Annotated in this window: 12 protein-coding genes and 1 tRNA gene; 8 read left to right on the top strand and 5 right to left on the bottom strand. The window is 63.9% G+C overall.

Annotated features, from left to right (window positions below):
- The 3 genes from Q0A15_RS07335 to Q0A15_RS07325 form a co-directional block, all read left to right on the top strand.
- Positions 1-1,364 (top strand): SH3 domain-containing protein (locus tag Q0A15_RS07335; RefSeq protein ID WP_291278871.1); only part of this gene is annotated, 1,364 nt, incomplete at its 5' end.
- Complete coding sequence (locus Q0A15_RS07330; protein ID WP_291278870.1) at positions 1,364-2,026, top strand: hypothetical protein; 663 nt, start codon at positions 1,364-1,366, stop codon at positions 2,024-2,026. The genes Q0A15_RS07335 and Q0A15_RS07330, both read left to right, overlap by 1 nt.
- 106 nt (positions 2,027-2,132) lie before the next feature.
- A tRNA-Gly gene (locus Q0A15_RS07325) sits at positions 2,133-2,203 on the top strand.
- Positions 2,204-2,350: 147 nt separating this feature from the next.
- Here Q0A15_RS07325 and Q0A15_RS07320 read toward each other — a convergent pair.
- Positions 2,351-2,824, bottom strand: a complete 474-nt coding sequence (locus tag Q0A15_RS07320) for a ribose-5-phosphate isomerase (RefSeq protein WP_291278869.1) — start codon at positions 2,822-2,824, stop codon at positions 2,351-2,353.
- 112 nt (positions 2,825-2,936) lie between these two features.
- On the opposite strand from Q0A15_RS07320, the gene pepN reads away from it, so the two are divergent.
- Together pepN and Q0A15_RS07310 are read left to right on the top strand one after the other, a co-directional pair.
- The gene (gene pepN / locus Q0A15_RS07315) at positions 2,937-5,498 is read left to right on the top strand and encodes an aminopeptidase N (RefSeq protein WP_291278868.1); all 2,562 of its coding nucleotides are present in this window, start codon (positions 2,937-2,939) and stop codon (positions 5,496-5,498) included.
- Positions 5,499-5,529: 31 nt separating this feature from the next.
- A complete protein-coding gene (locus Q0A15_RS07310; RefSeq protein ID WP_291278867.1) occupies positions 5,530-6,051 on the top strand; it encodes an OsmC family protein in 522 nt (173 codons plus the stop codon).
- A gap of 124 nt (positions 6,052-6,175) precedes the next feature.
- Here Q0A15_RS07310 and Q0A15_RS07305 read toward each other — a convergent pair whose 3' ends face one another.
- The gene (locus Q0A15_RS07305; protein WP_291278866.1) at positions 6,176-7,306 is read right to left on the bottom strand and encodes a thermonuclease family protein; all 1,131 of its coding nucleotides are present in this window, start codon (positions 7,304-7,306) and stop codon (positions 6,176-6,178) included.
- Between the two features lie 353 nt (positions 7,307-7,659).
- Here Q0A15_RS07305 and Q0A15_RS07300 point away from each other — a divergent pair, with 353 nt between their 5' ends.
- Positions 7,660-8,049 carry a globin gene (locus Q0A15_RS07300; RefSeq protein ID WP_291278872.1) on the top strand — a complete coding sequence of 130 codons (390 nt, stop codon included), beginning with the start codon at positions 7,660-7,662 and terminating at the stop codon, positions 8,047-8,049.
- Here the strand turns inward: Q0A15_RS07300 and Q0A15_RS07295 are convergent, their stop codons facing one another.
- Positions 8,050-8,715, bottom strand: a complete 666-nt coding sequence (locus Q0A15_RS07295) for a hypothetical protein (protein WP_291278865.1) — start codon at positions 8,713-8,715, stop codon at positions 8,050-8,052.
- 83 nt (positions 8,716-8,798) lie between these two features.
- Between Q0A15_RS07295 and Q0A15_RS07290 the strand changes: the two genes are divergently transcribed.
- Positions 8,799-9,665: an acyl-CoA thioesterase II gene (locus Q0A15_RS07290; RefSeq protein WP_291278864.1), complete on the top strand. Its 867-nt coding sequence runs from the start codon at positions 8,799-8,801 to the stop codon at positions 9,663-9,665.
- Between the two features lie 103 nt (positions 9,666-9,768).
- On the opposite strand, the gene ettA is transcribed toward Q0A15_RS07290, so the two are convergent.
- Together ettA and Q0A15_RS07280 are read right to left on the bottom strand one after the other, a co-directional pair.
- Positions 9,769-11,451 carry an energy-dependent translational throttle protein EttA gene (gene ettA / locus Q0A15_RS07285; protein WP_291278863.1) on the bottom strand — a complete coding sequence of 561 codons (1,683 nt, stop codon included), beginning with the start codon at positions 11,449-11,451 and terminating at the stop codon, positions 9,769-9,771.
- 277 nt (positions 11,452-11,728) lie between these two features.
- The gene (locus Q0A15_RS07280; RefSeq protein ID WP_291278862.1) at positions 11,729-12,367 is read right to left on the bottom strand and encodes a single-stranded DNA-binding protein; all 639 of its coding nucleotides are present in this window, start codon (positions 12,365-12,367) and stop codon (positions 11,729-11,731) included.
- 204 nt (positions 12,368-12,571) lie between these two features.
- On the opposite strand from Q0A15_RS07280, the gene Q0A15_RS07275 reads away from it, so the two are divergent.
- Positions 12,572-12,748: a hypothetical protein gene (locus tag Q0A15_RS07275; RefSeq protein WP_291278861.1), complete on the top strand. Its 177-nt coding sequence runs from the start codon at positions 12,572-12,574 to the stop codon at positions 12,746-12,748.
- The last annotated feature ends 311 nt before the right edge of the window (positions 12,749-13,059 follow it).

Raw genomic sequence — 13,059 nt, 5'->3', positions numbered from 1 at the left:
CGCCCACGGATGCCACCACGGAGCCCTCGGCCGAGCCCACCACGGAATCGGTCACGGATCCCACCACGTCTGCCACCCCGACAAAAGCACCTAGGCAGAGCAATGAAGCTACCGGCGGTGCCGAGAAGGACCAAGAAGATCTGAACCTGGTTCGCTACATCCGCAACCCGACCCCGTTCATGAAAGAGGCTTCGTCCGCGTCCGTTCGGTTGGCGACGATCCCTCAGGGCACGCGCGTGGTCATCACTGCCAAGGTCGGGAATTGGGCCCAGACCACCTTCGAAGGCCGAACCGGCTTCCTGTACGCCCCCACCCACTTGTCCTCCACACCCGTACAGGTTCCCATGGACGGCATCCGCTACACCAAGGACAAAACCCCCTTCCGGCGCAGCGCCTCCAGTGACGACAAGGTCATCGCCAACATCCCGCAAGGGACCAAGCTCAAGATCACCGGCAAACTCGGCAATTGGGCGCAGACCACCTACAACGGGAACATGGGCTTCGTGTACGCGTCGAAGCACCTCTCGGCGAAACCCACATTGGTGCCGATGGACACCACTCGCTACACACGCAACACGTCTCCACTACGAAGCGGAGCCTCCGGAGCTCACAAGGTACTGGTGAAGGTTCCCGTGGCCGCCAAGCTGCACGTCACCGGGAAGCTCGGCGGCTGGGTCAGGACGTCATACAGCGGCAAGACCGGTTACATCTACGCCAGCACCCACATCACCTCGAAGCCACCGAAGATCACGAGCAGGTCGGGCGCCCGCTACGTCAAGAACTCCACGCCATTCATGTCTGGACCTGCGCAGCTCTACAAACGCGTGGACACCATCCCGGCAGGCACCAAGGTCACACTGACCGGCAAGTACGGCAACTGGGCCCGGGTCACGTACAAGGGCAAGTCGGGCTACGTCTACGCACCGAGCCACGTCGTCGCTGAGAACCGCAACTCCATCGCCGTGTACGGAACCTTGCGGGCCGGTCACTACGTGGGACACAAGATGAACGGCTACACGCAGCGCGATCTGAGCACCAGACTGCACAAGATGGACCTTCTGCTGTGGAAGAAGCTGAGCAACCCGAACAACGATGCCACCGTGGTCTCCCCCGGTTCCACGAATGCGATTGCGGAGCAGTACACGTATTCGGCGTCGAAGGGGCCCAAGATGCTCTCGATGCTGGACTCCTACGAGTCCTACTACAAGATTTCCGGCAAACGCGTCTACACGAAACAACTCAAGTCCATGACGGACGGCACTCGTTCTTGGACGTTCGCCGCGAACCCGTCCTTGGACAAGATCATCCGTTCGCAGTCTCGTCTGGTGAAGAGCGGAGATTTCGACGACAGGAGGCGTTACTGATGAGAACCAGCAATGCAGTTCTCGGGCTGGTGGCTGCCTCGGTGCTGCTGGCCGGCTGCACCGGGCCCAAGCAGTCCGGCGGTGAAACCACCGAGCCTCAGGCCTCGAAGAGCGCATCGAGTCAGGCGTCGGAGTCGGCCCCGCCGACTCGGACCACCGAATCCGCGCCGGCCCTCACCACCGACCCCGATACCGGCCAGAAGGTGGAGACGGATGAGGCAGGTCGCGTGAAGAAGGCCCTGGGTCAAACCGGGACTCTCACCACCGCTGACGGGAAAACCTCCGATTTCTCCATCTCGGTCAAGAAGTCATCGCGGCAGAAGTCCTGCACCATGCGTGGGTTCGGCGACGAACTGAAGCCCAAGAACGGCCAGTTCATCGAGCTCACGGTGGAGGCCAAGTTGGACCCCTCTGCGGGAAACACCACCGTGCCGCTCGATGCGTCGGCGTTCGTCCCCGTGGATTCCGACGGCAGGGCCACGGGAACCAATGCCTGGTCGGAAGAAGCTGAGGGATGCGAGATCCAGTCACCGCTGGACGTCATGGCCACGGCCGGACACACGTCATCGGGCAGCGTCATGCTGGATGTGCCGCAGGGAACCACGGCCATCGCCTTCGATCCTGATGGCACTCCGGGGTGGGTCTGGACGCTCAAAAATTGAGCCCTCTCCCCCACTCATTGCCACGTGAGACGGCCGATTTGGAAAGTGTTTGATACTCGAGTAGAGTCGTCTTTGCGCCTGTCTGGCTTCTACATTCAGGCGCGTCGGGGCAGTAGCTCAATGGTAGAGCCTCAGTCTTCCAAACTGATTACGCGGGTTCGATTCCCGTCTGCCCCTCGAAAATCTACGAAAGTGCCGGCCGCGTTCTCGACGCGTCCGGCACTTTTTGCATGCTCTCTCACCACACGCGTCGGCGCAAAAGCACACCCGTCGGTACGGACCCCATGATCCATGCCGACGGGTGTGCCTTCAGGCCGACGAGCGTCAGTCGAGAATCTCGCCCGTGGTCTCGTACGTGGCGATCTTGCCGATACGGCGGGCGTGACGCTCGTCGCCGGGGAACGGCTCTGCCAGGAACATGCGGACCAGCTGCAAGCCCTCCTCGACGGTATGCTGACGTCCGCCCAGAGCCGCGACGTTGGCGTTGTTGTGCTCACGGGCCAGCTTTGCGGTGGACTCGTTCCAGATCAGTGCGGCACGGATCCCCTTGACCTTGTTCGCAGCGATCTGTTCACCGTTGCCGGAGCCACCCAGCACGATGCCGAGGGCCTCCACCCCGGACGTCTGGTCCGCGACCACGGCCTCTGCCGCACGAATGCAGAAGGCAGGGTAGTCGTCCTGCGGATCATAGGAGGTGGGCCCGTGGTCGATGACCTCGTGGCCGTCCTTGCTCAGTTCTTCGATGAGATGGTGGCTGAGGTCCAGCCCAGCGTGGTCGGTGGCGATATGGATGCGCATGGGTCCAAGTTTATCCGCCTGAAACGGTGCATCGATGCCCTGACGGTGCGAAGATAGAGCCAACGACTTTGTCAAAGAGTCCTTTCATAACCATCGCAACAAAGGAGAGCCCGTGCCGGGTCTGAACCTCACCCGCGTCGAGGCGTCCGAGCGTGCTGCGCTCGTCGACACCCAGTCCTATGACGTCCACCTGGATCTGACCGATCCGGGCACCACCTTCCGCGCCGTCACTACCGCACGTTTCACCGCGACCGAAGGTGCCTCCACCTTCATCGACTCCGTGACGCGCGAGGTGCACTCGGTGACCCTCAATGGCAAGGAGCTGGACCCCGCCACGGTGGCCGACGGCGTGCGTATCCAACTCCCCCAGCTGGCGGCTGAGAACGAACTCGTCGTGGACGCCACCCTGGACTACTCCACCACCGGCGAGGGCCTGCACCGCTTCGTGGATCCCGAGGACGGCGAGGTCTATCTCTACAGCCAGTTCGAGGTCCCGGACACCCGCCGCATGTTCACCGTGTTCGAGCAGCCCGACCTGAAGGCCACGTTCACCTTCACCGTGGACACACCCTCCCACTGGGACGCGATCTCCAACCAGCCCACGCCGGAACCCTCCGTGCTGGAGAACGGCGCCAAGCGCTTCGCCTTCACCGCCACTCCCCGATTGGCCCCCTACGTGACCGCCCTCGTGGCCGGCCCCTACGTCGCCACTCGGTCCGAGGTCACCAGTGCCGACGGCCGCACGGTTCCCCTGGGAGTCTTCACCCGAAAGTCCCTGGCCAAGTACATGGACCCGGAGAACATCTTCGAGGTCACCCGTCAGGGCTTCGAGTTCTTCGAGGAGCAGTTCGGTACGCCGTACCCCTTCGAGAAGTACGACCAGCTCTTCGTTCCCGAGTTCAATGCAGGCGCCATGGAGAACGCCGGCTGCGTGACCATCCTCGAGGACTACGTCTTCCGGTCGAAGGTCACCGGCGCACTCATCGAACGCCGCGCCATCACCGTGCTGCACGAGCTGGCCCACATGTGGTTCGGCGACCTGGTCACCATGAAGTGGTGGAACGACCTTTGGCTGAACGAGTCCTTCGCCGAATTCATGTCCCACCTGGCTGCGGACGCCAACACCAAGTTCACCACCGCCTGGACCACGTTCTCCTCCGTGGAGAAGTCGTGGGCTTATGTGCAGGACCAGCTGCCCTCCACGCACCCCATCAAGGCGGAGATCCGCGACCTTGAGGACGTGCAGGTCAACTTCGATGGCATCACGTACGCCAAGGGCGCCTCCGTGCTGCGCCAGCTGGTGGCCTGGGTGGGCCAAGAGGAGTTCATGGCCGGTGTGCGTGAGTACTTCAAGAAGCACGCTTTCGGCAATACCGAACTGAAGGACCTCATGGTGGAGCTGGAAGCTTCCTCCGGTCGCGACCTGGCTGACTGGTCCACGCAGTGGCTCGAATCTGCGGGCGTGAACGTGCTCCGCCCGGTCGTGGAGACCGACGCCGACGGCGTCATCACCTCCTTCTCCGTGGCTCAGGAGGCCCCGGCAGACCACCCCATCCTGCGCGCACAGCACAACGCTGTCGGGTTCTACGATCTGGTCGGCAGCGGCAAGTTGGTGAACACCCACCGTGTCGACCTGGACGTCGACGGGGCCAGCACCGACGTTGCCGATCTGGTTGGCCGCAAGCGCCCCGACCTGATCCTCGTCAACGACGGGGATCTGGGCTATGCCAAGCTGCGTCTGGATGAGGAGTCGCTGGCCTTCGCGATCCTGCATCTGCGCGACTTCGAGGATTCCCTGGCCCGCGCTCTGGTTTGGGGTGCCGCCTGGGATGCCACGCGTGACGGTGAGATCCCTGCCCGCGCCTACGTGGATCTGGTGCTGAACAACATCGATGCCGAGACAGAGCCCTCCGTAGTGCGGACTCAGCTGAACCAGCTCTCCACTGCGCTCGGACGCTACGTGGCCGCGGATGCTGCGGATGCGACGTCGATCATCGCAGCGCAGCGGCTGTGGGAGCTGGCGCAGGCCGCCGAGGCCGGCAGTGACAATCAGTTCCAGTTCGTCATGAAGTTCTCCGCGCTGGCTTCCTCCGCCGAGCACTTGGACATCATCGGCGGCCTGCGAAACGGCGAGGTTGCCCTGGACGGGCTGGAGATCGACGACGACCTGTCCTGGGAGCTACTGACTTCGCTCGTGGCCGGCGGCCGCGTGGGCGAGGCTGAGATCGAGGTAGCCCTGAAGGCGGATCCGTCCTCTTCGGGTGAGCTGGCAGCGACCATCGCCCGCGCCGCGATCCCGACCGCGGAGGCCAAGGCTGCGGCCTGGGCCTCCGTCGTGGAGCAGGACACACTGTCCAACACCTTCCAGCGCCGCGTCATCACCGGTTTCAACCGGGTCCACGACGTGGAACTGATCAGGCCCTACGTGGAGTCCTACTTCGCTGCGGTGCCAGGGCTGTGGAAGGAGCGTTCCTACGAGATGGCGCAGACCATCGTGAACGGTTTGTACCCCGTCAAGCCCACGTCGAAGGACACCCTGGAGGCCACCGATACGCTGCTGGCTTCACTGGGTGAGGACACCCCGGCCTTGGCTCGGCTGCTCGTCGAGGCTCGTGCCGGCATGGAGCGCGCCGTTGCCGCGCAGGCCGTGGATGCGGCCACTGAAATTGCCTGAAACGGCTGTTCCGCCTGAGAGAATCTGAGGCATGACCTCACCCCGCCCCACCCCCGAACACGAGTTCAACGTTTCCGTGGACTGGCAAGGGCCGGGTGAGCATCCAACCACCGAGGTCCGTCGTTTTCGACGGGCCTCGGTTGCGTCTTCAGGCCAGGAGGTTCCGCCTCTGAGGGTGTCCGCGGCGCGGACCTTCTTCGGAGATCGAGACGCCTGGAATCCCGAGACCCTGCTCCTGGCGGCGCTGGCCCAGTGCCATCTCTCCGCGTTCCTACGTGAGGCCGGCCTCGCCGGCCTCACTGTGGAGGATGCTTCGGTCTCGATCCGGGCCTGGCTGAACGTCGACGCCTCCGGCGCCGGACGCATCACGCGCGCTGAGTTAATACCTCGCACTGCGCTCTCGGGCCCTGCGGACGGCGATTCTGTGCCCGACGGCGGTATCCCGCCGTCGCTGTGCAGTCACCTCGATACGCTGCATCGCGCCGCCCACGAGAAGTGTTTCATCGCGAACTCCGTGAACTTCCCAATGGACGTGCTGCCAGACAGGTCCTGATCCGGTTCAGCCGGTCACCTCGACACTGAAGACGCCGTGTTCGTCGCCCCAACTCGTTTCGGAAGCTCGCCGCTTCCGGCCGTCCGCTCGGACGCGAACGGTCGGAGGCCCCACCCGATACGAATCAGCACGGCTTCCAGCTCTTACCACCGGGTGCGTAGCAACGCGGTCCGTTATAGCCGGCGGGCCCACCGGATCCTGAGGAGCCAGACCCTCCACTGGAACTATGAGTCTGACGACGCTGAGCAGCTGCCTGTTCCTGTGCCTGGCGTTGCGCAGCAGCCTGTTGTTGCGCTTGACGTTGCGCTGCAGCTTCCTGCTGCGCCTTCAACTGAGCCGCCGCACGTTTTTCGGCCTCTCGTTTGGCTTTCGCTTCCGCCTGGCGCTTCTTCTCCGCTTCCTTTTCCTTCTTGATCCGCTCGCGTTCGGCTGTCTCGGCCTCCTCCTGCTTTTTCTGTACGGCCGACATCCGCTTCTGCTTATTCTTCAGCTGGTCCACGGCGGTACTGGCCGGAACCACCAGAGCGCTTCCGGTTGCTTGTCTGATCAGCCGGCGCTGATGGTCATCTCCGTCACGGACTAGCCTGTCCGCCGCAACCGCGACAACGAGCGCCGAGCCGATCCTCTCGACCTGGTGTGCGGTGTCCGCGGAGGTCTCCCCCGGTCCAAGGCCGATCACTGCGTTGGTCTCGTCCTCGGCATCACGGACCACCACCTGCAACGAGCACGGGGCTCCGTCGTCGGCGACTGGGGTCGCGTCTTCCGAGAAGATGCCACGTTGCGCTTCGCGCGCCTCTTTCTCGGCGGCCAGAACCTCGGGATAGAACTTGACGTTGGGCTCGTGCTTCACCGCAAGCCCGAGACCCTGTCGAGCGATCTCGGCGTTGATGAACGTGTCGTCCTCATAAACTCCAGCGAGCGTGCGCCCAGACTCGTCCTTCTTCTGCTTGTCGAACTCGAGCCGAACCACGTCGCCCTCTTTCAGAAAACTCTCAAGTTTCTCGGTTGCCTCGGCTGCATAGCATTCCGCTACCTTCGTAGTTTTCTTCGTCTCGGCAGCGTCGATGTTCAGCATCCGGATACGGGTGGTTTCACCCTGTACCTTCGCATCGAAAGTGTCGCCGTCCACGATGTTGACGACCACCGCCCGGTGCGGATCATTCTTGTGCGAGACATTCACCGCGTATGCGGTCCCTCCCACAGCTACTATGCCGACGACTGCCGTCGTCGCGATTCCAATAGCAAGCTTCCCCATGCAACGCTCCCGAATTTGGTAAAGGTGTCTGTGCAGAACAGCACTCGATGAATGGTGAAGCCACATACATCAAGTGATAACACGATCATTGTGACATCTTGCGGGAGCATCCTCCGAGCGATCACATGTGAGCTCGGTGACGCGGGAACTCCACCCGGACCGCACGGCCGCCACCGAGCTGAGACAATGGGTACATGACCTCCACCCCGTCCGGCAATCCGCATCCCGATTCTCCCGAGACCCTCGCAGAAGCCGCCGTCCCCAGCGGTCGCGAAGGACTGCAGCTCGGCCTGCGCGCCAAGGGGCGCGCAGCGCGGGAAACCGACACCCAGCCGTCGGGCACCGAAGTACCCGTGGACACGGGTGATCCGGCGTCGGTGTACGCCGCTGTCGGCGGCGAAGAGACCTTCGCGCGGATCTCGGCCGCGTTCTACCGGGGCGTGGCCGAGGACCCGGTCCTGCATGCCATGTACCCCGAGGAAGATCTCGGTCCGGCCGAGGAACGCCTCAAGCTGTTCCTGATCCAGTACTGGGGCGGGCCAACCACCTACTCGGAGCTGCGTGGACACCCACGGCTGCGGATGCGGCACATCCCGTACAAGGTAGACGCGGATGCCCGCGAACGCTGGCTCACGTGCATGCGGGGCGCCCTCGACGAGGTGCAGCTGCCGCCGCTGTACGACGGCATGATGTGGGACTACTTCGAGCGCGCAGCCACGGCGATGATCAATACCGCGGGCTGATCACCCGGCGCGCCAGAGCAGCGTCCCACCCCTCGAACTCAGTCGTTCCCAGGTACCCGAGGTGAAGCGCCGCGACCGGCCGCCTGCGGACAGGAAACCATAGGCATCGGCCACGAAGGCGGCGCCGAGTACGGCCCCCTCCCCCAGGTCCGGCGCCGACTGTCCCCACAATGCATCGCGGGCTTGGAAGACCATGGCCTGACCCGGATCGGTAGGGAGCGAGTCGCTCACCGCGGACGCGACGTTTGGCCCGGCAGTCAACCACACGTCGTCGGGCACAGGGCCTCTCTCCTGCCACGGCACGGACAGAGGAAGCGTCGCCGTCCACGGCGCACTGGGGCGCGACGGCGGAACGTCGAACACCGTGGAGTCCGTGCGCTGCATGCGCGCAAGACGATCGCGGACCTCCCCCACGGGAACCACCACGTCCAAGACGGCCGGCTCCGCCAGCCGGGCCCCTCGCTGGCCCACGATCGTGGGTCCCCCTGATCCGAGAATCAAGGGGAAGGCCGCTGCGACATGGACGGCCAGAGCGCTGCCACGAACCACCAACCGGGCCACCCCATCGCGAACACGAACCGACCTCGCCAGGAACACATCCAGATCCCTCACATCGGTGGAATCGCCCAAGACCAGGCGGGTAGTGGAAGACGACTCGGCACACATGTACTCCAGTCTTCCACGCACGTCGTTAGGATCGACAGCAGAAGTTCCCCCATGCTCCACTGACACCCCCAAGGAGATCCACCTTGCCCTCCACCATCGACCTGGCACGACTCCTGGATCTGGCGCCGTCCGAGGCCAGGACCTCCGAAGACATCTTCGTGGGGCACACGCCCGCCTCCGAACGCGACCGAGTCTTCGGCGGGCAGGTGCTGGCTCAGGCCGTCGTGGCCGCGTCCCGAACGGTCGATGACGACCGCAACATCCATTCTCTCCACGGATACTTCCTACGGCCCGGTGACGTCTCGAAACCCATCACCTACGGAGTCTCCAGGCTGCGCGACGGCCGCTCGTTCTCGGCCCGCCGCGTCCACGCCTATCAGGACGGAACGCCGATCCTCTCCATGATCTCCTCCTTCGAGGTCTCAGGCTCCGGTCCGACCTACCAGGACACCATGCCGCAAGGCGTTCCGGACCCCGAGACCCTGCCCAGCGCCTCGGACGAATTGGCCGCGATCGAACACCCCATGGCCAGGGAATGGGGCGTGGTTCGCCCCTTCGACCTGCGCTATCCGGATGGATCCGCGTTCGTCTCCACCAACGGGGTCACGGAACGCAACCTGGTCTGGATGAGGCTGAAGGGTGATTTCGATGCTCCGGAGAACCTCCAGCGCGCCGCCTTGGCCTACGCCTCCGACTACACCCTCATCGAGACGTCTCTGCGCCGCGCCGGCGAGAGTTGGCTCTCCGCCGCAGGAAAGAAGATGCACATGGCCAGCCTGGACCATGGCATGTGGTGGCACCGGCCCGCCCGGGCCGACGAATGGCTGCTCTACGTGCAGGAAGCCACGAGCGCCCAGGACTCCCGAGCGCTGATCCGTGGCTCGATCTTCAACCGTGCCGGAGAACTCGTCGCCACGGTGGCCCAGGAGGGCATGGTACGGCTGAACTGAACGGTCCGGCGCTTGTTGGTGCGGCGCCTGATGAGGTGCCAAAAGGGACCGCCGGAATGTTGAATTCCGACGGTCCCTTTTCCAGCCTCGCTGCGCCCGGACCTCAGTCGCGGGTCAGGCGGCGGTGCGTCACACGATGGGGCTTGGCGGCCTCAGGACCCAAGCGCTCAACCTTGTTCTTTTCGTAGGACTCGAAGTTGCCCTCGAACCAGTACCAGTTCGCCGGGTCCTCCTCCGTGCCCTCGTAAGCCAGGATGTGGGTGGCGATCCGGTCCAGGAACCAGCGGTCGTGAGAGACCACCACTGCACAGCCGGGGAACTCCAGAAGGGCGTTCTCCAGGCTGGCCAGGGTTTCGACGTCGAGGTCGTTGGTTGGCTCATCGAGCAGCAACAGGTTGCCGCCCTGCTTCAGTGTCAGGGCCAGATTCAAGCGGTTGCGCTCACCACCGGAGAGCACACCGGCCTTCTTCTGCTGATCCGGACCCTTGAAGCCGAAGGCGGAGACGTAAGCACGGGACGGCATTTCGACCGAACCGACGTTGATGTAGTCCAGGCCATCTGAGACGACCTGCCACACGTTCTGCTCCGGATCGATGCCGCCACGGTTCTGGTCCACGTAGGAGAGCTTGACCGTGTCACCGATCTTGAGCGTTCCGCCGTCGAGCGACTCCAGACCCACGATGGTCTTGAACAGCGTGGACTTACCCACGCCGTTGGGACCGATCACGCCGACGATGCCGTTACGGGGCAGCGAGAAGGAGAGATCCTTGATCAAGGTGCGACCGTCGAAGCCCTTCTCGATCTTGTCTGCCTCAAGCACCAGGGTGCCCAGGCGCGGTCCCGGCGGGATCTGGATCTCCTCGAAGTCCAGCTTCCGGGTCTTCTCGGCCTCGGCCGCCATCTCCTCGTACTTGGCCAGACGAGCCTTGGACTTGGTCTGGCGACCCTTGGCGTTGGAGCGAACCCACTCGAGTTCCTCGCCGAGACGCTTGGCCAGCTTGGCGTCCTTCTTGCCCTGGACCTCGAGGCGTTCCCGCTTCTTCTCCAGGTACGTGGAGTAGTTGCCCTCGTAAGGAATCAGGCGACCGCGGTCCACTTCGGCGATCCACTGGGCCACATGGTCCAGGAAGTACCGGTCGTGGGTCACAGCGAGCACTGCTCCGTGGTAGGACTGCAGGTGCTGCTCCAGCCAGAGCACGCTCTCTGCATCCAGGTGGTTGGTGGGCTCATCGAGAAGCAGCAGGTCGGGCTTGGAGAGCAGCAGCTTGCAGAGCGCAACGCGACGACGCTCACCACCGGAGAGCTGCGTGACGGCGGAATCTCCCGGGGGACACTGCAGGGCGTCCATGGCCTGTTCCAACTGGGAGTCGATGTCCCAAGCGTCGGCCGCGTCGATCTCGGTCTGCAGGGAGCCCATCTCCTCCAGCAGGGAGTCGAAATCGGCGTCCGGCTTGGTCATCTCCTCAGAGATCTCGTTGTACCGAGTGAGCTTCTCGTAGATCTCGCCGACGCCCTCCTGGACGTTGCCGAGCACGGTCTTCTCCTCGTTCAACGGCGGCTCCTGCAGCAGGATGCCCACGGAGTAGCCGGGGCTGAGGCGCGCCTCGCCGTTGGAGGGGGTGTCCAGCCCGGCCATGATCTTGAGAATCGTGGACTTACCGGCACCGTTGGGGCCCACGACGCCGATCTTGGCTCCGGGGTAGAACGACATGCTCACGTCATCGAGGATGACCTTGTCTCCCACGGCCTTTCGGGCCTTGGTCATGGTGTAGATGAACTCCGCCATGCTCTCCACTCTTGTCGTGTCGATTGCAGACGGCTGAGCCGCCCATTGATGGTCCGCGTTGCGGCGGCAAGAACCGCAGGTCTCAACGCACTACAGCCCAGTCTAGTGGTCGCGCAAGCGATGCTTGGGACTTGCTTCGGACTTGGTCGGCACGCCACCGGCTGCAGATGCCGTCCTCAGTTCAAGTAACGACCAAGCTCACCACCCACGACACTCTGCCGGTGTTCGGGACTTCCCCTCGGTCCCGAACACCGGCTCTCCGATCCGCATGCGATGCTCAGGCTGCCGAGTGCGCCGATGCGGCCGACGATGCTGAGTACACGCCATAGTCCTCCTTGTCGGCGTCCCCGTCGCCGGCACCCGTCTCACCGGTAAAGCTCTCGCCCGAAGTCGGCGGAGCCGGCGGTCCGCCGATGAACCCGGTCCCGACAGTGGCTGCCTGCACTGGTGTCGTTCCAAGAATGACGCCGTTCGCATCGACATTGTCGGGGCGGCCTTCCCCACCCCCGGCATCCTGCGCACCGTGCTCTGCTTCGTCCTTGGCCTCCTCTGGCCGAGGTCTCCTGGCGAAGTTGCTGAGTCCAAGGCTCATGTCATGTCCCATACTGACGGCTCGGAGCGTGGGCGTCAGGAATCGGGCCCCGTCCGTCTCCCGGACCCATTCCTCCACGGTGAAACTGCCGGTGGCCACCACGGGATCGCCGATTTTCACACCTGCCAGGACGTTCCGGGCCAGCTCGTTGAAGCAGCTCACGCTGTACCAGGTGGTGTTCCCATCCACCCAGGTGCCGTCGGCGCCGCGGAACCGTTCGGTCACAGCGACACGGACCCGGGCCCATGCCTTGCCCGACGTGGAGACCCCACCCTCCGCGTCTGCTCCGGCCCTACCTCTGATGATGATGTTGGTACTGGTCATGATGATGCCTCCTGTGCAGGCGGCCATCCGCCCTGTTGCGACTGGCCGATACCGACACCTTGGCAATCAGCACCACGGTATGGAGCCACACCCGCAGCAAATGTGGACAACCGGGATGCGACACGCCGCGCAGTCGCCAGAACCGTGCGAGTTGGCACCAGTAGGCCTTGTGCTCGACGGGGTATGCCCGCCTTGCGCGGACACGTGCCCCGGACGAGGCAGCGCGGAGTTGATCGCAATGAATTCAAGGACCTGGCCGTACCGGACTCGGCTGCACGGCAGGCGCAGCTGACCGGTCACCGGCTGGCCGGGCAGGCCCAACAGGCCGGACGGGCCGGACCGGCTCCTCAGGCTTATGACGCCGCCGCTTATGACACGTGAACGAAACGTGATCTGAGAGACAGTCCACAGGGGCGTCGTCCTGCAATCGGCCAGTGGATCCCCGTGAACCTAGGGATTGAACGTGCACGTGAATGGAACCCGTGCCCCCGAGAATCCGAGGATCAGCCGAGTCGCGACTCTGCTCTGGCAGCGAGGATGGCCCAGAGGCACTAGATTTGGATCTGACCACTGCTCAACTCGCGTCTGGCATCACGCGTGCCTTCGCGCGTCACCCACTCCGAATCCCCAGGAGACCCACCTCATGTGCGGAATTGTCGGTATCGTCTCGGCGACCCCGGTCAACCAACAGG

The sequence above is a fragment of the Galactobacter sp. genome (assembly GCF_022712295.1).
GTDB lineage: Bacteria > Actinomycetota > Actinomycetes > Actinomycetales > Micrococcaceae > Galactobacter.
This window is presented reverse-complemented; position numbering and strand designations above follow the sequence as displayed.